Here is a 19600-nt window from a genome sequence, read left to right as displayed (position 1 = left end):
TGTCCTTTAATCGGGTACGATTGAAGGAAACATGCAGTAGAGCCGGCACGTTTACGCGCTTTGCCGCCAGATCGAGGCCGAGTCGGTGATCACCTTCCGGATGCGGCGCTGTTCGCGCCATTCCCGTCCGATGTCCTTGATGACCGGGCGGGCCTCAGGCGAGAAGATGTAGTTCCGGCACCGGGCGACGTAGGTTTCCATTGCCGGATTTACGCCGGAATAGAACTGCTTCTCGGGGTCACGAGAAAAATCCATCAGCCCGGCGCAATGGCGCGCAAAGCCGCCGCGAAGGATGGAGGGAGACGTTGTGAATTTCGGGAAGGTGCGAAACAGCGGGATCTTGATCCCGAGGAAACGCGCATACTCGTTTCGCCGGTGGAAGTGACCCTTGCGGCGGATATCCCAGTTCTGGTCCGCCGTATGGAATGACACCTGGGTGATCGCCGGATCGGCAAAGGGTGCCAGCAATTCCTCTCCCATGTCCCTCAGGGCAATCCAGTCGTCTTCCAGATGGAAGACCCAGTCGGCGCTGGTCGACGACCAGAGTCTCGCGACAGCCGCGCAGAAGCCGGGGTTCTCCGGTTGGAAGACGGTGCCGTCGGGGAAGTGGCTGCGGAAGATCTCCACGCAAGTGCTGTGATCCTCGGGCGATCCGAAGATCGGATCAAGGTTGAGATAGGCGCCGCGCAGCTCGAGCCTGAGAAAGATCCTGTCCCGGAAGCTGGCCAGCGTCTGGGCAAGCAGGTCCGGTCGCCGGGTGGCGACAAGGCATAGGTCAATAGTGGACATTGCACCTCCTTAGGGTGCTAATTTGCAACTGTTGGAACCCACGCCATCGCCGAATTTCAATCTGAACACGTCAAATTTGGGGCAGACCAACCCCAGGCGATATACATTATGGATTTTCGCTGCTTGGTGTGGGGTCCGGGCGGAAGTATGTCCACATTTTCTCCGCCCGGCGCCGGGAATCAGAAGATTTTCAGCTCCGGAATTGCAACGACGAACTGTCCGTCCCAGTCGCGGATTGCGGCATTGTCCGCAACGATTTCCGTGGTCAGGTTCCACGGCAGGATGACGAGATAATCGGGCTTCGCAACCTGCAGGTGGGCCGGTGCGTGCACCGGGATATGGGTGCCCGGCAACAGCTTGCCCTGCTTCAGATCGTTGCGGTCGACCGCGAAGGCAATGTCGCCCGGCTTTACGCCGCAGACATTGAGGAAAGTGTTTCCCTTGGCGGCGGCGCCATAGGCGGCCACCGTCTTGCCTTTGGCCTTGGCACGCGCCAGGAACTCTTGAAATCCTTTGCAGACGGCGGCGATCCGGTCGTCGAAGGCAGCGTAGGTTTCCATCCGCATCAGGCCGGCTGCGGCTTCCTTCTCGCGGACAGCTGCTAGCCTTTCGGTCGCTTCGCGCGCACCGGAGGCCAGTTGAGCAAAGACCCGCAGCGAACCGCCGTGGGTCGCGAGTTCCTCGACGTCGAAGACCTTCAGGCCGGCGTTTGCGAAGATCCGTTCGACGGCGGCCAGCGACAGGTAGGAATAGTGTTCGTGGTAGATCGTGTCGAACTGCACGCCTTCCATGAGACGCAACAGATGCGGAAACTCGAACGTCGCCACGCCATCGGGTTTCAGCAGGATGGCGAAGCCGCCGACGAAATCCGCGATATCGGGCACATGGGCCAGCACGTTGTTGGCGGCGGTCAGGTCGGCGCGGATGCCGCGATTGACGAGCGCCGTCGCGGTTTCGCGGCCGAAGAAGGCCACCTCGGTCGGAACGTTGCGGTCTTCGGCGATCCGTGCCGCATTGGCGGCGGGCTCGACGCCGAGCACGGGCACGCCCTTGGCGACGAAATATTGCAGCAGGTAGCCGTCATTCGAGGCGATCTCAACCACCTGTGACGCGTTGCCGAGTCCGAAGCGCTCGGTCATGGTCTCGGCGTAACGGCGGGCGTGCTCCAGCCAACTGGTCGAGAACGACGAGAGATAGGCGTAACCGTCGGTGAAGATCTCGTCGGCCGGCACGGTCTCCGTTGTCTGCACCAGCAGGCATTCGGAGCAGACCATGGCCTTCAGAGGAAACGAGCGTTCGCGCGCGATTGCTTCCTCTGTCGGCTCCAGGAACGAATTCGACCAGGGCGTCGATCCCAGGTCGGCGACGACGGTCGTGAGCGGCGTCGAACAGAAACGGCAGTTGTGGGGCATCGAAGTCGTTAGCCTCTCATGAAAGCGTCGATTTGGCCGAGCGTCAGGTCGCGGGCGGAGCCGCCGCGACGCCAGCCGTCATACCAGTGCGCGGTCCAGGCGATCGCCTGATCCTGCGAGAGCCGCGCGGTCCAGGACAAGGCCTTCAGCGCAAGGGCCGGATCGAGGCCGAGCGTCTGCATTTCGCGGGGCCGATCCTCAGACGAACTGTCGCGCCATCCTGTCTGCAGACCCATGGCGATCTGGATTGCGCCGGCGACATCGCGCACGGGGATCTGCCGTTCTGCGGGGGAGGGGCCGAAATTCAGTGCTGCAACATCGGTTTGGCCCTCGTGCAGCGCTTCGGCATAGACGAAGTAACCGTTGAGGCAATCGAGCACGTGCTGCCAGGGCCGGGTCGCCATGGGGCTGCGGATATCGAGCATCTCGCCCGATAGTGCAGCTCGGACGATATCGGGGACCAATCGGTCGACGGAGAAGTCGCCACCGCCCAGCACATTGCCGCCGCGGGCGGTCGCGACCCGGATGCCGCGCTCGCGCAGGAACGAATCCCGCCAGGTCGAAACGACCAGTTCGCAGGCAGCCTTCGAGCCGGAGTAGGGGTCATGGCCGCCGAGTGCGGCCTCTTCCGGAAAATGCCGGCCGCTTTCGTCGTTGCGGTAGACCTTGTCGGTGGTCACGACGACGATCGTTCTGAGCGCGGGCGCCGTGCAGGCCGCCTCCAGCAGGCGCACCGTGCCCATGACGTTGACATCGAAGGTCTCGGCCGGTGTCCGGTAGCTTTCGCGCACCAGCGGCTGGGCCGCCATGTGCAGGATGATTTCCGGGTCGAACTGGCGGATGGCCGTCGCAAGCGTATCGCCGTCGCGGATATCGCTCAGATGTTCGCCTGCGGTTTCGCCTGGCCCGAGCAGGGCGTGCAGAGACGGCTCAGCGGCAGGCGGCAAGGCGTAGCCGGCAACGCGGGCGCCCATCTGCGCCAGCCAGAGCCGCGCCCAGCTTCCCTTGAAGCCGGTATGGCCCGTCAGAAGCACGCGTTTGCCGGCCCAGAAGGCGGGGTTGGCAAGCCGGCTCATGACCAGACTTTCCAGGGCGCCGAACCGTGTTGCCAGAGTTCTTCGAGCTGGTTCTTGTCGCGTAACGTGTCCATCGGTCGCCAGAAACCGTCATGCGGGAAGGCCATCAACTGGCCATCGCTGGCCAGGCCTTCGAGCGGCGTGGTTTCGAACGAGGTGTGGTCGCCCTCGATGCGGTCGAGCACGGAGCGGTTGAGGACGAAAAAGCCGCCATTGATGCGGTTGTTGTCGCCGGCGGGCTTCTCGATGAAACTCTGAACCCGCCCGTCGCTGACGGCAAGCGCGCCGTAACGCCCTGGCGGAACGACGCTGGTCACGGTCGCTTCGCGGCCGTGGCTGCGATGGAAATCGGTCAGGGCCTTGATGTTCACGTCGGCAACGCCATCACCGTAGGTGAGGCAGAAGGTATCGCCCAGGTGATCGGCGACGCGCTTCAGGCGCCCGCCGGTCATGGAGTCCGTGCCGGTGTCGACGAGCGTCACGCGCCACGGCTCGGCCTTGTTGGAATGGAACAGCGTCTCGCCGGTCGCCATGTCATAGGTGACGTCGGAAGAGTGCAGGATGTAGTTGGAGAAGTATTCCTTGATCATGTAGCCGCGGTAGCCGAGGCAGATCACGAAATCCGAAAAGCCATAGTGGCTGTAGATCTTCATGATGTGCCAGAGGATCGGCCGCCCGCCGATTTCGATCATCGGCTTGGGTCTCAGATGGCTCTCTTCCGAGATGCGCGTGCCGTAACCACCGGCGAGTATGACGACTTTCATGCAGCTACCTCACAGTGACGCGCGTACAGCGCGCGACGCATTCCTCCCGTTGAGATAACCCATGCTACCTTGCGCGTGGATCGCTCGTGCGATGTTGACAATCCAGGCGATCGAATTATCACAGCCGGAAACGCGACTTTCGGGGCGGACGCGCACGGTTCATTGCACGATTTGCCGGCTCAATCAATTGCCGGGTAGGACACGGAAATGGCGCGGGTGGGTATCGGGCTGCCAACGTATAACGGCGCGGATTTCATCGCCGAGTGCCTCGCCTGCCTTCGAGACCAAACGTTCGAGGATTTTGAGGTCTTCATCTCGGACAACGGATCGACCGACGGCACCTCCGATATCTGCGCCGATTTCGTGAAGACCGACCCACGCTTTCGGCATGTGTTCTACCGGGAGACGGTTTCGGCGACTGAGAACTTCCACAGAGCGCACGCTATGAGCAGCGCTCCTTATTTCTGCTGGCGTGCCGACGATGACCTTGCCGACCCGAACCACATTGCCGGCCTGGTCGCGGCGTTGGACCGGGAGCCGCATGCCTCGCTTGCCGTTTCGCCGGTGTTGAGGATAGTGGAGCTGCCGGAGCGGATCGAGCGACTTTACGGCCTGCCGTCTCAGCTATCGGGGGAGCGAGCGCTGCGCATTCGCGACATTCTTCTCGGCTGCCACCCGAGCTGGTTCTACGGCCTATGGCGCCGAGAGGCCACAGGCGTGGCGCTGCGGCGTCTTCCCGACTACGGGTTCGCGTGGGCTGCGGACCATCTTGCGCTGCTGCCTGCGATTTTCGACAATGCGGTCGCCCTGTCACCGGAAGGGCGGTTCATTCAGCGCATCAAGCGCCAGGCCGACTACCACCTGCCGCCGCTAGACTTGCTGGAAGCGCGCAGGCGCTACAAACGAATTGCACTTGAGATGATTGCAGAACGACAATGGTCGGCCGCCGAGCTGAAGGCGATGAAGCGCGCGCTTGAGCTGCACATGGACCGCCGGGTCGCCCCCTGGTTCAAGACGCACAAACGGGCGCTCAGGCAGAAGTTCCGATCTGCCTTATCGCTTCGCTGAGTTCGGCCATCAATGTGCTGCGCAGTCGCGCAGGACCTGCACGACCCGGCCGATCTCGTCAGACGTCATGTCGTGATAGCTCGGCAAATTGATCGCCCGGCCGGGAAGGTCATAGGCAACGGTGTTTGCCGACACACCTTCGAAGGGCGGCAGCGAGCTCAGCGGCCAGAAGAAGACGCGGGCGTCGATGTTTTCGGCGGCGAAAGCACCCTGAAGCTTCTCGCGCGTGACGTCGGTTTCCGGCGCGAAGACGACCGTCGGCATCCAGAAGCCGTTCTTCGTGTCTTCCGGTTCCGGATTCATGGAGATGGAGTTCACGCCCGCGAGCTGTTCCCTGTAGGCGTAGAAGATCTCGCGCTTGCGCTCGACCAGTTCGTTAACGCGTTCGATCTGCGCCAGGCCGACGGCCGCCTGAAGGTTCGACATCTTGTACTTGAACCCGACTTCGTCCGGCCAGAACTGTTTCTTTTGTCCGCGTGCCCGGCCGTGATTGGAAAGGGTCAGCACCTTTTCATAGAGCTTGCTGTCGCTGGTGACGAACATGCCGCCTTCGCCCGTCGTCATGGTCTTGGTGCCGTGGAAGGAAAATGCGCCGAAGGCGCCGAGCGAACCGGCCTTGCGTCCGCGCCATTCCGATCCGAGTGCTTCGGCTGCGTCTTCGACAACGGGGATGTTGTGCCGCGTGCCGATTTCGAGCAGGCGGTCCATGTCGCAGAGATTGCCGTAGATATGCACGGCCATGATCGCCTTGGTCTTCGGCGTGATGGCCGCTTCGGCCTTGTCAGGGTCGATGCACCAGCTGTCGGCGAGCACATCGACGAAGACCGGTTTTGCTCCGAGGTGGACGATCGGGGCGGCGGATGCGGTCCAGTTCGTGTCAGCCAGGATGACTTCATCACCCGGCCCGACGCCGAGAGCGGCAAGGCCCATGTGCAGCGCGCCGGTGCAGCTCGATGTCGAAATCGCATGGGTGACATCGAGATGTGCGGCAAAGGCAGACTCGAAGCGATTGATGTAATCGTAGCAGCGCTCGCCCCAGCCGTTCGCCGCTGCATCGGTGGCATAGGCGACTTCGCGTTCGGTGATTGAGGGCTTGGTGTAGAGAATGCGAGGTTTCGTCATGTGGGTCGCCTGTGCTCAAGCCGATCGGTCGTTGGTTGCGTCTGCGGCAACGATCTTGTCAATCCGGCCGCCGATCTGCGCGCCGAGATAGAGGTTTTCGTAAAAGCGCTCCGGGAAGCCCGCCTGCCGCATGTGGTGGGCCGTCCTGTCGATGTCGTAGGCGACACGGTGGAGTTCGATGCCTGCCGGCGAGAGCGTCGCAAAGGCGGCGCGCGGGTCGCCGTCGCGCGGTTGCCCGACCGAGCCGGGATTGCAGAAGACCTTGCCGCCGATCTCCAGGCGCACCTGCACATGGGTGTGTCCGGCAAAAAGCCGTTCGCAGCCGTCGGGAAACTGCGCCTCCGAAACCTTGTAGAGATATTCGTCGATCGGATCCTGCCAGCTGCCGTGAACGAAATAGGTCGATCCATCGACGACGTAGGTTTGCGATCCGGCGAGCCAGGCGCGTTGATCGGCCGAAATGATGCCTCTCTGGTACTCGATGATGTCATTGACCATCTTCGATCGCGGGCAGCCTTCTCCGCTGACGATGTAATAATCGTGATTGCCCAGGATGTTTGCGATGCCGCGTGCTTTCAGCACGTCTACGCACTCGCCCGGCTGAGCGTAGTATCCGACGACGTCACCCAGCGACAGGATCGAGCTGCAGCCGAGTTCGTCGATGCGTGCGAGCACCGCCTCGAGTGCGGGAAGGTTGCCATGAATATCGGAAATGATGGCGATCATAGAACCACCAGGTCCTCGGAGTAGCGCCAGGCCCGGCCCGTCTTGATCTCCGGTGCTTCGGGTTTTCTCCCGTAAACGTAGTAGTCGAGCGCCATCGCCGCCTCGTTGTAGCCGAAGGCGGCACGCAGTGAGGTACTGCTCGAGAAGCGAGGATTGATTTCGAGCAGGTAGGGGATCGTGCCTTCCAGCCGGAACTGATAGTTCGTCGGTCCGAGCGGCTTGAAGTGTTGCGATAGCCTGCGCACGGCCTCGGTCAGGAGCGGCTCGTCGACGACTTCGGCATATTGGGTGTTGCCGGCGACGGACAGCTTGCGCTTGAAGACGATCGGCGGCAGCGTCGTGCCATCACCAAATCCGAACGCGCCGACCGTGTATTCCTGGTCGTTGCTGCCCACAAATTTCTGGATGAGGAAATCGTCCGCGCTCTTCAGGGTCCAATAATCGAAATCGGCCGCGTCCCGCAGGAGTGCTATTCCCCGGGAGCCGTTGCCGCGAAGGGGCTTCAGCAGCAGCGGCAAGGGGCCGAGCTCGCGGGTGCAAGCTTCCAGGCTGCGGCTAAGCGTGCTCGGAATGGCCGGAAGGTCCGCTTGCAGCAGTGCCTCGCCCATGTCCCATTTGTCCTGCGCCAGCGCGATCAGCGGCGAGCTGTTCAAGACGACGCGCGTCTCGGTCGCCTCGAAGCGTGCACGGTTGTCATTGAAGAACAGGACATCGAGTTCCAGGCCGGGTAGCACCAGTGCGACGTTTTCTCGCCGAAGCAGTTCCAGCCAGAACTCCAGATATACGGGAGAGGTCTCATCGCATGATGGCTTGGCGACGAAGTCGTCGCAGAAGTGTCGACCGATGCCATTGGCATCACGATCGATGCCGATGATACGGATCGGTGCTTCCAATCGGCGGAGCGACGCGACGATACCCTGGCCGATGATTGCGCCTACCGCAGTCACCACGACCGTAATCGGCTGTTTCGATTGCTTTGTGTCGTCGTGCATTACTTGACGTCCATCGGGCCGAATGCTTCGGCGGTTCCGGCTGATTTGATCATGGCAATCCCGTCTCGCATCGTGATCAGAGGCGGCATGCCCAACTCGGCCAGTGTTTCCGCACCATCAGGAAAATTCACCTTCCGAAAGGGAGCCTTCTCCGCCGCGATCACGACATTGCCCCCGAGCCCGAAGGTTTCATAGGCGATTTCAGCGATCCTGTCGCAGGTCATCGCCTCCGTGTGAACCGCATTGCAAACACCGGATATGCCCGTTTCGGCCGCGCGGATCATCATATCTGCCGCGTCCTGCACGTGCAGGAAGTTGCGCACACCATGGGAAGCAGGCATGCGAAGGTCGAGCCCACGGGACGCGTAGGCGATGATACGCCCCATCCACGGCTGGTGGGCGCAGCAGCGGCCCTCCACGTCATAAAGCTGCGAGAAGCGAAGGCTGCAGAAGCGAAAGCCCAGTTTCTGCGAGCTCCATTCCAGCATTTGCTCTGCCAGTTGCTTGGTGAGTCCGTAGGATGTCAGGGGTGCCGCATCCAGCGTCGCGTCCGAGGAAAGCGATCCGGCGTATATGACCGCCCTGGTCTGCAGCCGTTTGGCGAGCTCGGCGACGTGAAGCGCGCTTGCGGCATTTGCCGCAAAGTTTTGCTGTATCCCCGATGGACCGTCGTCGGCGAAGCTCGCTGCACAATGGAACAGCACGTCCGCGGTCAGGCCATCCGGTGCCTTTGCCGAGCCGCCTTCGATGTCGAAGACGATGTCATCTGTCTTCGCCCGGCCGACACTGATGGTCTCGACGCCCATGTTCCGCAGGCGCGCGACAAGCTGGCCCCCCAACATCGAGCGCGTGCCGATGATGGCGGCGGTCTTCATGCCAATTCTGCTTCCATCAACAGGCCGACGCAAAGATCGGGGAACTCAATGCCGACCTTGAGCATGGCATGCAGATTGGCCTCGAAATCGGGCAGCGTCTGCAACACGGGCAATGGCAAAGGCTTCAGATAGATGCCTTCCTCGTGCACCACGCGGAAGCCATGATTTTCGAGTTCGGCGCGGAAAGTGTCCCGGCAATATTGGCGCTTGTGGCCGAGCGCCAGATCGTTGGCGTTCAGGCTGTAGATGTCGTCGATCTTGCCGAGTTCCACGCCCAGTCGTCTGTTCAACGACTTGGCATTCGGCACCGCGGCGAACAGACGGCCATTGGGTTTCAGGAAGCGCCGGAACCGGTCGAGGACGAGGCCCGGATCGTCGACATGCTCGAGAACGAAACCCATGATGATGACGTCGAAGCGCTCATCCGTTTCGAAGTCTTCGAAATAGGAGAAGACGATCTCGCCGGAAAAGTCCGGGCTGTTCTTCTTGAAAAGATCAATGACGAACTGCGAGCCTTCCACGATTACGTGGCGGTCGCAGACCTTGTTGAAAAGGTGAGGGGTGTAGCCGTGGCCAATTCCAAGATCGAGCAGCGATTGGCATTTGCCAAAGCGTTCGACCATGCGCTGCGGATACCAGTTGAGAATGAGATTGTTCTCGATCGATGTGACTGCGTTTGGAAGATATTCCGACGCCACGTTATCCAGGTTCTCGGATTTCACTTGGTAAACTCCCTCCAATCGACAGTTCCGGAATGCACGACACTTGCGCCCTTGGTACCGCAATTGGCGACGAGGTCCAATGCCGTCACATAAGGGGTGAACTCTCCGTGCATCTGCGGGTAGGGTGTACGTTCGTAGTTCATGTACTGAACCGATATTCCGTTGCGATTGAAGAGATCGTGATCGAGATAGTTCCGTGCGCCGTGGCCGGTGATGTAAACCGTCCCTTCGAGATGCGCAGTGATGTCGTATACTCTCTCGCTGCTCGCACCGCCAATGGTCAGCGTGTCCGACGAGACGAACTTCGGTCTGTCCAGATTGAAGTAGGCAGCAAGCGCGAGCATGGAATTGCGTGCAACATCCGCAATCGTCGATGCGTCCTTTGCGAACACATCGTCGACCAGTTCCAGCATATCCTTGGCGAAGGGGGCCTTCATATAGGCCTGCCGGAGGATATCGCGGTGGCGGGCCCGCCAGTCGTCTCGATTGTCGATCAGCACTTCATCGATCCGCTGCCCCATGCGAAGGTCTTTCAAGGGCACGGTCAGCCAGCGGACGCCGTTCTGGGTCTTGATCTGTACGCGGTTTGTGAAGCTGCCGCGCGAGAACTGCACATCGTCGTAGTGGACGAACACGTCCGCCAGTTTGATCTGCTCCAGCATCCCAACCCAAGGAAAGTACATGGATTGTGAGATGACAATATTCCGAGTCATCCGGTACTTGCCTAGTGTTCGTGTTTTCGCGATCGAGAGTTGGCGAGCGGCACGAAGGCCTGGTCGAGCCGCTCTTTTCGTGCCCCTACTTTTCGATGCAGCGAAGATAGCCGCGCGGCGAACTTGAAAGGACAAGCTTGCCGTTCAGGGCCTCATCGGTCTCGAAGCGGGTCGATTCTTCCATATACGCCTTGAGCGCCGCATAGGGCTCGTCGCCGGCGCGCCAGATTTTCGAGCGTTTGGTGGGTGTTTGCGATGAATCGGCCCATCCAAGGACCGTATCCGCCACCACCATGTACTGGCCTTCGGTGACCAGCGGGCCATAGGTGCGCAGTTCATCCAGCACGTGGTCGCGGCTGTGGTCGCTGTCGAGCACGACCATGACCGAGGCGCCCTCAGGAATTTCCGCCTTCACCTTCGCCAGCGTCTCGGCCGCCGTCGAGGGGCCTTCGATCAGTGTGATGCGCGACGACATCGGATGCTTTTCGATCGAATCCCGATTGTGCGCACGGATGTCGATATCGACGCCGATGACCTTGCCCTTGCCGATCAGTTGCAGCATCGCGGCCATGAAGATCACCGAACCGCCGCGGGCGACGCCCGTTTCGATGATGACGTCCGGCTTGCTGTTCCAGATCACTTCCTGGGTTGCCATGACATCGGCCGGCATCTGGATGATCGGCACGCCCATGAACGACCAGAGATAGGCATAGTCGTATTTGTCGAGCGTCACCAATGTCTCGAGCGACTGGCGAAAGGCGTCCTCGTCCTTGCCGAGCGCGAGCGACATTTCCTTCTTGTGAGCCTCGAATGCGAGACGATCGTCTGCTGCTGCCATAACTGCTACCCTTTATTCGGATACGCCGCAGGTCACGATTCGCGATCTTGCAGCCTCGTCGATTCGTAACGCTTTCCTGTGAACGCTTTCATGTCGACAATTGCAAATACGGTCAAGGCCGGTTTCTTAAGGGGGGAAAGCGGGGGCGCCTCGCTCACTCGTGGAAGTTTCAATGTCGCGTTTTGACCGTATTCCTACACCCCTGTCGGGTCTCGTTGTTGTCGAACGCCAGCGCTTTGGCGACGATCGCGGCTTCTTTTCACGTTTCTTCTGCCGCGAGGAACTCGCCGATTTTGGCGCCGGCGGCTCTATTGCCCAGATCAATCATACGCTTACGCGGGTGGCAGGCACGGTTCGCGGCATGCATTTCCAGCGCGCGCCGCATGACGAGACGAAATTTGTCTCCTGTCTCGCGGGCACAATCTTCGATGTCGCCGTCGACATGCGGCCGGACTCCCTGACCTATCTTCAGTGGCATGGCGAGGTCCTGAGCGCTGAAAACGGCCGGTCGATGATGATCCCCGGCGGTTTCGCGCACGGGTTCCAGACGCTTTCCGCTGATTGTGAGCTGATTTATTTGCACGACAAGCCCCATGCGCCCGATGCCGAGGGCGGGCTCAATGCCCTGGATCCGAGGCTCGCGATCGCCTGGCCGTTGCCGGTGGCCCAGATGTCGGCGCGTGACCAGGCCTTCGCGATGCTGAAGGACGAGCGCTGATCGTCGGTCCCGTCCGTCGTTGACTTCGTGGTGGATGGGAGGACAATAACCTTTCCGCGCCACCACGGAAGAAGGGGTGTCGACGATGACGATCGCCAGAAAACTACAAGACTATATCGATGGTGCGGGTGTCGCCTATGACACCGTCGCCCATCACCGCACAGCCACCACCAGCCAGACGGCGAGAGCGGCACATGTGCCCGGCAGCAGGCTTGCCAAGTCCGTGGTCGTTCACCACGAGATGGGGTACGTGCTTGCCGTTGTGCCGAGCACGCACCGGGTTGAGCTCTCCACCTTGCAGGACGTGATGGACCGGCGCCTCGGTCTCGCTTCGGAAGAGGAAGTCTGCAACCTCTTCGCCGATTGCGATATCGGCGCGGTGCCGCCGATCGGCTCGGCCTATGACGTGCCGGTGTTACTCGACGAAAGTCTGGGCGACGTAAACGACGTCTACTTCGAGGGCGGCGACCACAGGACGCTGGTGCACATGAGCGGATCGAACTTCCGCAACCTGATGAAGGGTGCGCAGATCGCCCGCTTCAGCCACCCGGCCTGACGGCCGCTCAGAGAATATGCCAAGCCGGCGGTTCGCCGGCGGCCGCCTTCGCGCGCCGTTCTCTTGGGTCGGAGATGACAGCCCACCTGCGGTCGAACATTGCCGAGTTCGAATGCAGCCTGTCGGGCTTGTCAAAGCGGGGGCTTGGCGTCACCATCCTTTTCGACGGACACCTTATCTATACCGGGTTGGGGGGATCGATGGTGCGCATACGCTCTACGAATATGTCCAAGTCTCTGACACTGCTGCTGGTTGCGGCCAGCGCTCCAGCTTTCGGATCCGTTGCCCTCGCGGAGGGCAATCTGTTCGATCAGTTTCCGTTCGCTGTCGCCTGCGAATACAAGGGCACGCAGCATGCCTTTTACCTGTCGAAGGTAACGGCCGATGGCACGGCGACCTACTTGGCCTCGGACAACTTCGCCGGGACGATTACCCTGGGCGGAGGGGCAAAGGCCGTGGGCACCGAACAGGGCGGAAGCTGCCTCGGCAAGACGGTCGAAGAGCTGAGAGAATCGGGCCAGGCGCGGGACATCAGGGCCAACTAAAGCGCGTCGCGATCTTTCAGATTCGCTCCTTGCGCTTTAAGTTTTTGATATTTCGCGTGTCGTTATCGCAAAACCGCTGCGCACTTTTGCGCGACAGGCTTTAGGACCGCGCTCGCCAACGAGCCTGTTGCAGGTGACCTGATCGACAACCGCTGCCTTGGTTCCCAAGATGCCGCGAGGGTATGTTCGCCCAATTGTCGTCACCCAATGTTGTGAAATTCGACAATAACCAATGTGCCATTGTTGCGACTACTGAGAAGAGCCAATCGATTATGGCGCTTCGCAAGCGTCACTTGCCGGTGTTGCTCACGGGGACGATCGATCCGGCGATAGACCCTATCCCCTAGACCTGCAGAGCAGGCAAAATCGCGTGATAGTCTGCAACTATCGGCGAAACGCTTCTTGCAAAACAGTCATTGAAAGAATCGGTGCCTGATAATTTTCCGTTGTGGCAAATGAAAAATCTGATTTACTGCGGCTCGCTGCTTGGCTTTTCGGGGGATATTGCCGATGGAATGCACCCGCAGGGATATTATGCTTGGTGGTTTGGCGCTGCTTAGCGCAGGCGCAGCCCAGAAACCGGCCTTCGCTGCCGCGGCGTCCTATTTTTCCGACCCCGCAGTCGATAATGGCGTGACCTACCGAAGCACGAATTTCGCCAAGATCGACAGGAAATGGCAGCGTCAGGTCGTCAAGTATTTCAGCACCGAGCCGATCGGCACGGTCGTCGTCGATACCCGGCACCATTTTCTCTACCTGATCATGGAGAACAAGACAGCTATCCGCTATGGCGTCGGCGTCGGGCGCGAGGGCTTCAAATGGTATGGCCGCGCTACGATCGACCGCAAATCGCTCTGGCCGCGCTGGACGCCGCCGCCGGAAATGCGCGAGCGTCACCCCGAACTGCCTGAGTTCGTCGAGGGAGGCTCGCCGAAGAACCCGCTTGGCCCGCGCGCCATGTACCTGCTTCGTGATGGCGTCGATACCGGCTATCGCTTCCACGGTACGCTGGAGCCGGGCAGCATCGGCAAGGATGCTTCCAGCGGCTGCATCCGCATGTTCAACGAGGACGCGATCGATCTTTATCAGCGGTGCCCCATCGGCACCGCCGTGCAAGTCCTGCCGCACATTGCCGACAAGGCCCCCGAGGTCAGCCAAGCAACCCCGGTCGCAACCCAGGTCGAATGAGGAATACCACCCCGATGCCCGCTACGCCCGGATATACGAGGCTGCTTTCTGCTGCGGCCATTCTGCTGACGCTGACCGCCTGCAACACCACCGAGATTGCCGCGGTCGAAGAACCGACCGTGGTGCCGATGACCGGAAAAACCGACGATCCGGCGCCCGGCTTCGAGACTGTCTCGGCCGGCAGCGAAGAGGATTTCATCCTCAATGTCGGCCGCCGGACCTATTTCACCCAGGACTCGGCCACGCTCGATCCCGTCGCCAAGGCAACCTTGGACAAGCAGGCCATCTGGCTCAACAGCAACCCGCGCTGGCTCGTCAAGCTGCAGGGCTTTTCCGACGACAGCGGCTCCGCATCGAAGATGGCGACGTTGTCGCAGCAGCGCGCCGATGCAGCGATGGCCTATCTCGCCTCGAAGGGCGTGGACCCCAACCGCATGTGGGCCAAGGGGTATGGAAACGACCGCGAGGTGCGCGACTGCACGGAGCGCTCCTGCAAGGTACAGAACCGCCGCGTCGTCTCCAATCTGCGCACGGAACGCGACGCAATTTGATTGCACGTCGCCAACAGCGCCGTCATTCGACGGCGCCCGCTTGACTGGTCCAGAGCGTATCAATCGAACGGAACGGCAGGCAGACATTATCCGGCCGATTGCTGCACCCTGTCGGCGGCCTCGCGGATCACCTCGTAGACGCGGCGGGGTTGAGACAGCATCGGGACGTGGCTAGAGGCCAGTTCCGTCACCTTTGCATTCATGCGCTTGGCGAGGAAGCGTTGCAGGTCGGGCTGAACTGTCCGGTCTTCGGTACCGACGATGTAGTATGTCGGCTTTGTTTTCCACGCCGCACCCGGAACGGGTTGATCGAACAGGTCTGCCAGTGGCCCCATCTGCGTGGCCCAGACGAGCCTCTGTTCTGCTTCAGGCAGATCGCCGGCGAATTCCGGGATCCCCGAAGGACGAAGAAACAGCCGGCCGTCCGCCACCTCGATATGCTGGAAGACGGGGGCCTGGGGGAATTTTGTCTGGTCGGCCGCCGTCGTTTCACCGTTCTCCGGCGCCAGCGCGCAGATATAGACGAGCGCCTTGACGCGATCATCGGTGCCCGAAGCGGTGATGACGGTACCTCCATAGGAATGTCCGACCAGAACAACCGGACCGCGCACACGGCCCAGCGACGTGCGAACTGCCGCGGCGTCGTCGGCGACGGTATTCAAGTGGTTTTGCGTCGCGATCACTTCGTAGCCGTCGGCAACCAGCAGTTCGATGACCTTGCTGAAACAGGATCCGTCGGCCCAGAGGCCATGTGCGAAGACAATGCTGGGTTTGTTGGGCATGCCACACCTCCAGGGGAAGCAACTTTCCCGAACGACATCCGTATGTTCGGCCGGCGGGTCAGGAAAGGGCGGACGAACTTCCTGCTGGAAGCTCGGTCGCCGAGTTTAAGCCGCTGCCGGTGTTTTTCAAACTTGCTATGTCGGGCGAAGCGCGTCTTTCGCCTGCGGCGGGCCCTACAGCGCCACGCGTCTTACTGACGCGCAAAGGTCGCTGTAGCACCTGTTCTATTCAAGGGCCTACTGCATGTTTCCTTTAATCGTAGCCGATTGAAGGACAAAAACATGCAGCAATTCAAAGTCGCTCAGGAAGAGCAGAGTAACGCCCTTCGCCGCCGAACATCGCCTTTCATGCGACAACGAATTTTGTCAGATGGCCTGCGCGTAGCCGATCGCGAGAAGTCGTAAATTCGGCAAAAATGGCGCACCCGACAGGATTCGAACCTGTGACCTTTGGAATCGGAATCCAACACTCTATCCAGCTGAGCTACGGGTGCATCCGTTGGCGGCAGGGCCGCCGAAGTAGGCTGTGAGCGGTTCATAGCTTAGCTTGCGCGCCGCATCAATGGTGAAAAGGCGGAGTTCGCAGGGGAATTTGCGGTTGTTGCTGAAAATGCAACTGCTTGCCCTGCTTCCGCCGGTCGACGAAAAGTGCTCGGCGGCGGGCGTGAGGCGCGCCGCCGAGTATTGGTTCACGCTACCTGCATGGCGCCGGGGCCGGGGATCGCCTTTGGCGGCACCTTGCCCATGATGATCATGCCGAGCACCTCGTCCTTGGTCACGTCCTCGGTGCGGGCCTGGCCGACGACCTGGCCATTCTTCATCACCGATACACGGTCGGCGAGGTCGAAGACGTCGTGGATGTCGTGGCTGATCAGGAAGATGCCGATTCCTTCGCGCTTCAGTTGCTTGATGAGGTCACCGACCTGGGCGGTTTCCTGTGGCCCGAGCGCTGCCGTCGGCTCGTCCATGATCAGGATGCGGGCATCGAAGAGGATCGCCCGCGCGATCGCCACCGATTGCCGCTGGCCGCCCGAGAGCGCCTTCACTGGTTCCTTGAAGCGCTGGAAGTTGGGGTTGAGACGCCCCATGACCTCGCGGGCCTTGGCCTCCATCGCCACGTCGTCGAGCGTGCCCCAAGGGGTGCGCAGCTCGCGGCCGAGATAGAGATTGGCGGCGGCATCGACATTGTCGGCAACGGCGAGCGTCTGGTAGATCGTCTCGATACCGTATTTCTTGGCGTCGCGCGGGTTGTTGATGTCCGCAGCCTCGCCATTGATCAGGATCTCGCCGGCATCGCGCTTGTAGGCGCCGGAGAGGATCTTGATCAGCGTCGACTTGCCGGCGCCGTTGTGGCCGAGCAGCGCCACGACCTCGCCGGGGTAGAGATCGACGGAGGCGTTGTCCACCGCGTGGATGCCGCCGAAGGAGATGGAAATGTTCTTCATTTCCACGAGCGGAGTGCGTTGGTCTTTCATGGATCGTACTCCTTACTTGGCGCGGGCGCGGTAGATGGTGTCGAGCCAGACGGCGACGACGAGAACCACGCCGACGACGATGCGCTGGAACGGACTGTCGATCCCCAGGAGCACCATGCCCGACTGTAGTGATTGCATGACGAGCGCGCCGATCATGGCGCCGGCGATCGTGCCGACGCCGCCGGCAAGCGAGGTGCCGCCGATGACCGCGGCGGCGATCGTGTAGAGCTCGTCGAGTTCCCCTTGCGCATTGGTCGCCGCATTGAGGCGGGCGGTCGAGATTGCCGCGGCAATGGCGCACAGAATGCCCATCAGCGTGAAGATCTTGACGGTGATCCAGCGCGTCTTGATGCCGGCAAGTTCGGCTGCTTCCGGGTTGCCGCCGAGCGCGAAGACGTAGCGGCCGAAGCGCAGCCGCGTGGCGATGAAGGTCATGACGATGCCGACGGCGATGGCGACGAGAACCGGAATGGCGATGCCGTGCGAGATCTGCAGTCCGCCGTCCGGCCAGGCAATGCCGTTGGCGTCGGCATATTTGCGGGCGATGTTGGTCGGCCAATAGTAGCTGTTGGCGACGGTGATTGCGCCCAGCACCAGGATACAGCCGAGGATCGCCAGGAAGTACTCCGCCCAGACCGGGCGCAGCGGGAAGCGGAAGCGCTTGCGCTGCTTTCGCGAATTGAGGATGGCAGCGACGATGGCAATGCAGGCGAGGATGCCGACGATCCAGCTTGCCGTTGCGCCGATCGAGCCTTCCGTGCCGCCGCCCATCAGGCGGAAGGTGGCGTTCATCGGCGCAACCGTCTGGCCGCTGGTCACGAACCAGGTGGCGCCGCGCCAGACGAGCAGGCCGCCGAGCGTGACGATGAAGGCGGGCACGTTGAGGAAGGCGACGATCGAGCCCTGGAGCGCGCCGATGGCAGCACCGACGGCGATGCCGCTCAACAGCGTGATGATCCAGATGGCCGGATGTTCGAGGCCGAGATACTGCGGCAGGAATTTTACCTGCATGACGCCCATGACCATACCGCAGAAGCCCAGCACGGAGCCGACGGAGAGGTCGATGTTGCGGGTGACGATGATCAGCACCATGCCGGTCGCCATCACGGCGACGGAAGACGTCTGAACCGTCAGGTTCCACAGGTTGCGCGGCGTCAGGAACAGGCCGCCGGTCATGATCTGAAAGCCGATCCAGATGATGACGAGCGCGCCGACCATGCCGAGCAGCCGGGTGTCGATTTCGGTGGCGCGGAAGAAGCGCTTCACCGGGTTTTCGTCCGCTGTGCGGGCGCGGTTTGCTTGTGCGCCCTGCGTATTGCCTTGTGTGATGTCGGCCATGGACGTGCCTTCCCCCACTTTTTGTGTTGATGTCGTCGCGTCAGGTGGCACCAAGAGCCGGGATCGACGCGACAAGTCCGGTGCGACGGCAGAGATCGAGCGTTTTCGTTGAGCTGCGCTGGTTGTGCATCTGGCATTGTCCGCCCGGCACGCACCTTGCGCAAGCGCCGCAACGGGTTGCGTTGCGGCGCTTGTCTGAAGTCAGCGCTCAGTTCTGCTGATGCGGTTTATTTGCAAGCTGCGACGTCGCCCTTGACGCCCTGGCAGGCTTCTTCCTTGGAGATCCAGCCTGCGTCGATCACGACGTTCAGGTTGTCCTTGGTGATCGGCAGCGGTGCGAGGAAGACCGACTGCATGGCCACACCCTTCGGTCCGCCGTTGAAGGTGGTGACGCCGGCGACTTCTTCCATCTTCTTGCCGCCGGCAAGTTCGACGGCGACTTCTGCGGCGCGCTTGCCGAGTTCACGGCTATCCTTCCAGACCGAAACGGTCTGCGTGCCCAAGGCAACGCGGTTCAGCGCCGCCTTGTCGGCGTCCTGGCCGGAGACCGGAACCGAGCCTGCGAGGCCCTGCGCATCGAGGGCTGCGATGGCGCCGCCGGCGGTGCCGTCGTTGGAGGCGACGACCGCATCGACCTTGTTGTCGTTGGCGGTCAGGAACTGCTCCATGTTCTTCTGGGCGTTTTCAGGCTTCCAGCCATCCGTGTAGGCTTCGCCGACATTCTTGATCTTGCCGGCATCGACGGCTTCCTTCAGCACTTCCATCTGTCCGGAGAAGAGGAAGTCGGCGTTCGGGTCAGCCGAAGAACCCTTGATGAAGACGTAGTTGCCTTCCGGCTTCACCTTGAACACTTCGCGGGCCTGCATGCGGCCGACTTCCTTGTTGTCGAAGGTGATGTAGAAGGCGGCCGGGTTTTCGATCAGGCGGTCGTAGCCGACGACCGGGATGCCTTCGGCAGCGGCCTTTTCGATTGCCGGGCCGATGGCGTCGCTGTCCTGGGCAAGCACGATCAGTGCATTGGCGCCCTGGGCGATCAGCGACTCGATGTCGGTCAGCTGCTTGGCGGCCGACGACTGTGCGTCAGCGGAGATGTACTTGTCGCCGGAGGCTTCGAGTGCGGCCTTGATCGCGGCTTCGTCGGTTTTCCAGCGCTCTTCCTGGAAGTTGGACCAGGAAACGCCGACGACCAGGTCTTTTGCCTGGGCCACGGAATGCAGGGAAACGATGACGGCAACACCTGCCATCAGCTTCAAAACGGATTTCATTTCATCCTCCCGAGTGAGGGCCAGCCGAGCGTGCGAACCTCCCGCACCATCCTCCGCCAGCCTTGGAACGCTGTCGTAGATCGTG

The 19600-nt window shown here is 61.3% G+C and carries 21 protein-coding genes and 1 tRNA gene; 6 read left to right on the top strand and 16 right to left on the bottom strand.

Translation table 11 applies throughout. The annotated features are described in order from the left end of the window. Positions 1–51: 51 nt before the first annotated feature. From AC070A_RS04420 to rfbF, 4 genes are all read right to left on the bottom strand, one after another. Entirely contained in the window at positions 52–789 is a 738-nt protein-coding gene (locus tag AC070A_RS04420; protein ID WP_255571330.1) for a glycosyltransferase family 2 protein, read from the bottom strand. Positions 790–968: 179 nt separating this feature from the next. After that, positions 969–2201, bottom strand: a complete 1233-nt coding sequence (locus tag AC070A_RS04415; protein WP_112994610.1) for a class I SAM-dependent methyltransferase — start codon at positions 2199–2201, stop codon at positions 969–971. 8 nt (positions 2202–2209) lie between these two features. Next, positions 2210–3277, bottom strand: a complete 1068-nt coding sequence (rfbG, locus tag AC070A_RS04410; protein WP_112994609.1) for a CDP-glucose 4,6-dehydratase — start codon at positions 3275–3277, stop codon at positions 2210–2212. Further along, positions 3274–4041, bottom strand: coding sequence for a glucose-1-phosphate cytidylyltransferase (gene rfbF, locus AC070A_RS04405; protein ID WP_057249097.1), 768 nt, complete (start codon positions 4039–4041; stop codon positions 3274–3276). Before rfbF ends, rfbG begins: the two co-directional genes overlap by 4 nt. A 207-nt stretch (positions 4042–4248) precedes the next feature. Between rfbF and AC070A_RS04400 the strand changes: the two genes are divergently transcribed. Further along, positions 4249–5109 (top strand): glycosyltransferase family 2 protein, encoded by an 861-nt coding sequence (locus tag AC070A_RS04400; protein ID WP_113479268.1) that lies wholly within the window; start codon positions 4249–4251, stop codon positions 5107–5109. Positions 5110–5118: 9 nt separating this feature from the next. On the opposite strand, the gene AC070A_RS04395 is transcribed toward AC070A_RS04400, so the two are convergent. The 7 genes from AC070A_RS04395 to AC070A_RS04365 form a co-directional block, all read right to left on the bottom strand. Next, entirely contained in the window at positions 5119–6231 is a 1113-nt protein-coding gene (locus AC070A_RS04395; RefSeq protein WP_057249099.1) for a DegT/DnrJ/EryC1/StrS family aminotransferase, read from the bottom strand. Between the two features lie 15 nt (positions 6232–6246). Beyond that, positions 6247–6957, bottom strand: coding sequence for a metallophosphoesterase family protein (locus AC070A_RS04390; protein ID WP_058326431.1), 711 nt, complete (start codon positions 6955–6957; stop codon positions 6247–6249). Then, positions 6954–7949, bottom strand: a complete 996-nt coding sequence (locus AC070A_RS04385) for an ATP-grasp domain-containing protein (RefSeq protein ID WP_113479267.1) — start codon at positions 7947–7949, stop codon at positions 6954–6956. The genes AC070A_RS04390 and AC070A_RS04385 overlap by 4 nt, the downstream gene beginning before the upstream one ends. After that, on the bottom strand, positions 7949–8824 hold the full coding sequence (locus tag AC070A_RS04380; RefSeq protein ID WP_093234910.1) for an NAD-dependent epimerase/dehydratase family protein: 876 nt from the start codon (positions 8822–8824) through the stop codon (positions 7949–7951). The genes AC070A_RS04385 and AC070A_RS04380 overlap by 1 nt, the downstream gene beginning before the upstream one ends. Further along, positions 8821–9546 (bottom strand): class I SAM-dependent methyltransferase, encoded by a 726-nt coding sequence (locus AC070A_RS04375; protein WP_199536444.1) that lies wholly within the window; start codon positions 9544–9546, stop codon positions 8821–8823. Before AC070A_RS04375 ends, AC070A_RS04380 begins: the two co-directional genes overlap by 4 nt. Then, a complete protein-coding gene (locus AC070A_RS04370) occupies positions 9543–10259 on the bottom strand; it encodes a WbqC family protein (protein ID WP_057249104.1) in 717 nt (238 codons plus the stop codon). The genes AC070A_RS04375 and AC070A_RS04370 overlap by 4 nt, the downstream gene beginning before the upstream one ends. A gap of 85 nt (positions 10260–10344) precedes the next feature. Beyond that, on the bottom strand, positions 10345–11097 hold the full coding sequence (locus tag AC070A_RS04365) for a cephalosporin hydroxylase family protein (RefSeq protein ID WP_057249105.1): 753 nt from the start codon (positions 11095–11097) through the stop codon (positions 10345–10347). Between the two features lie 172 nt (positions 11098–11269). On the opposite strand from AC070A_RS04365, the gene AC070A_RS04360 reads away from it, so the two are divergent. From AC070A_RS04360 to AC070A_RS04340, 5 genes are all read left to right on the top strand, one after another. Continuing rightward, the gene (locus AC070A_RS04360; protein ID WP_057249106.1) at positions 11270–11815 is read left to right on the top strand and encodes a dTDP-4-dehydrorhamnose 3,5-epimerase family protein; all 546 of its coding nucleotides are present in this window, start codon (positions 11270–11272) and stop codon (positions 11813–11815) included. Between the two features lie 85 nt (positions 11816–11900). Next, positions 11901–12371, top strand: a complete 471-nt coding sequence (locus AC070A_RS04355; protein WP_057249136.1) for an aminoacyl-tRNA deacylase — start codon at positions 11901–11903, stop codon at positions 12369–12371. A gap of 74 nt (positions 12372–12445) precedes the next feature. After that, on the top strand, positions 12446–12916 hold the full coding sequence (locus tag AC070A_RS04350; RefSeq protein WP_306341285.1) for a hypothetical protein: 471 nt from the start codon (positions 12446–12448) through the stop codon (positions 12914–12916). Between the two features lie 510 nt (positions 12917–13426). Further along, positions 13427–14104, top strand: coding sequence for a L,D-transpeptidase (locus AC070A_RS04345; protein ID WP_057249107.1), 678 nt, complete (start codon positions 13427–13429; stop codon positions 14102–14104). Next, entirely contained in the window at positions 14101–14655 is a 555-nt protein-coding gene (locus AC070A_RS04340) for an OmpA family protein (protein ID WP_057249108.1), read from the top strand. The genes AC070A_RS04345 and AC070A_RS04340 overlap by 4 nt, the downstream gene beginning before the upstream one ends. Before the next feature lie 86 nt (positions 14656–14741). Here AC070A_RS04340 and AC070A_RS04335 read toward each other — a convergent pair whose 3' ends face one another. The 5 genes from AC070A_RS04335 to xylF all read right to left on the bottom strand — a co-directional run bounded on the left by AC070A_RS04335 (position 14742) and on the right by xylF (position 19515). Continuing rightward, positions 14742–15437: an alpha/beta fold hydrolase gene (locus tag AC070A_RS04335; protein WP_058326424.1), complete on the bottom strand. Its 696-nt coding sequence runs from the start codon at positions 15435–15437 to the stop codon at positions 14742–14744. Between the two features lie 417 nt (positions 15438–15854). Further along, a tRNA-Arg gene (locus AC070A_RS04330) sits at positions 15855–15931 on the bottom strand. 195 nt (positions 15932–16126) lie between these two features. Continuing rightward, positions 16127–16912 (bottom strand): ATP-binding cassette domain-containing protein, encoded by a 786-nt coding sequence (locus tag AC070A_RS04325; protein WP_034793927.1) that lies wholly within the window; start codon positions 16910–16912, stop codon positions 16127–16129. 12 nt (positions 16913–16924) lie between these two features. Continuing rightward, entirely contained in the window at positions 16925–18250 is a 1326-nt protein-coding gene (locus AC070A_RS04320) for a sugar ABC transporter permease (RefSeq protein WP_113479266.1), read from the bottom strand. 227 nt (positions 18251–18477) lie between these two features. Further along, the gene (xylF, locus tag AC070A_RS04315) at positions 18478–19515 is read right to left on the bottom strand and encodes a D-xylose ABC transporter substrate-binding protein (RefSeq protein WP_057249110.1); all 1038 of its coding nucleotides are present in this window, start codon (positions 19513–19515) and stop codon (positions 18478–18480) included. Between the last annotated feature and the right edge of the window lie 85 nt (positions 19516–19600).

Source organism: Ensifer sp. GW101-20A05, assembly GCF_059424735.1.
The sequence above is the reverse complement of the archived record's forward strand: the minus strand, read 5'-3'. Positions and strand labels throughout refer to the sequence as shown.

What these genes read in the sequence shown, in the direction of transcription:
- AC070A_RS04415 (WP_112994610.1), bottom strand. Translation starts at nt 2,201, where the DNA reads ATGCCCCACAACTGCCGTTTCTGTTCGACGCCGCTCACGACCGTCGTC.
- AC070A_RS04355 (WP_057249136.1), top strand. Translation starts at nt 11,901, where the DNA reads ATGACGATCGCCAGAAAACTACAAGACTATATCGATGGTGCGGGTGTC.
- AC070A_RS04325 (WP_034793927.1), bottom strand. Translation starts at nt 16,912, where the DNA reads ATGAAAGACCAACGCACTCCGCTCGTGGAAATGAAGAACATTTCCATC.
- AC070A_RS04360 (WP_057249106.1), top strand. Translation starts at nt 11,270, where the DNA reads ATGTCGCGTTTTGACCGTATTCCTACACCCCTGTCGGGTCTCGTTGTT.
- rfbF (WP_057249097.1), bottom strand. Translation starts at nt 4,041, where the DNA reads ATGAAAGTCGTCATACTCGCCGGTGGTTACGGCACGCGCATCTCGGAA.
- AC070A_RS04420 (WP_255571330.1), bottom strand. Translation starts at nt 789, where the DNA reads ATGTCCACTATTGACCTATGCCTTGTCGCCACCCGGCGACCGGACCTG.
- AC070A_RS04340 (WP_057249108.1), top strand. Translation starts at nt 14,101, where the DNA reads ATGAGGAATACCACCCCGATGCCCGCTACGCCCGGATATACGAGGCTG.
- AC070A_RS04400 (WP_113479268.1), top strand. Translation starts at nt 4,249, where the DNA reads ATGGCGCGGGTGGGTATCGGGCTGCCAACGTATAACGGCGCGGATTTC.
- AC070A_RS04365 (WP_057249105.1), bottom strand. Translation starts at nt 11,097, where the DNA reads ATGGCAGCAGCAGACGATCGTCTCGCATTCGAGGCTCACAAGAAGGAA.
- AC070A_RS04335 (WP_058326424.1), bottom strand. Translation starts at nt 15,437, where the DNA reads ATGCCCAACAAACCCAGCATTGTCTTCGCACATGGCCTCTGGGCCGAC.
- xylF (WP_057249110.1), bottom strand. Translation starts at nt 19,515, where the DNA reads ATGAAATCCGTTTTGAAGCTGATGGCAGGTGTTGCCGTCATCGTTTCC.
- rfbG (WP_112994609.1), bottom strand. Translation starts at nt 3,277, where the DNA reads ATGAGCCGGCTTGCCAACCCCGCCTTCTGGGCCGGCAAACGCGTGCTT.
- AC070A_RS04390 (WP_058326431.1), bottom strand. Translation starts at nt 6,957, where the DNA reads ATGATCGCCATCATTTCCGATATTCATGGCAACCTTCCCGCACTCGAG.
- AC070A_RS04380 (WP_093234910.1), bottom strand. Translation starts at nt 8,824, where the DNA reads ATGAAGACCGCCGCCATCATCGGCACGCGCTCGATGTTGGGGGGCCAG.
- AC070A_RS04385 (WP_113479267.1), bottom strand. Translation starts at nt 7,949, where the DNA reads ATGCACGACGACACAAAGCAATCGAAACAGCCGATTACGGTCGTGGTG.
- AC070A_RS04395 (WP_057249099.1), bottom strand. Translation starts at nt 6,231, where the DNA reads ATGACGAAACCTCGCATTCTCTACACCAAGCCCTCAATCACCGAACGC.
- AC070A_RS04320 (WP_113479266.1), bottom strand. Translation starts at nt 18,250, where the DNA reads ATGGCCGACATCACACAAGGCAATACGCAGGGCGCACAAGCAAACCGC.
- AC070A_RS04345 (WP_057249107.1), top strand. Translation starts at nt 13,427, where the DNA reads ATGGAATGCACCCGCAGGGATATTATGCTTGGTGGTTTGGCGCTGCTT.
- AC070A_RS04370 (WP_057249104.1), bottom strand. Translation starts at nt 10,259, where the DNA reads ATGACTCGGAATATTGTCATCTCACAATCCATGTACTTTCCTTGGGTT.
- AC070A_RS04350 (WP_306341285.1), top strand. Translation starts at nt 12,446, where the DNA reads ATGACAGCCCACCTGCGGTCGAACATTGCCGAGTTCGAATGCAGCCTG.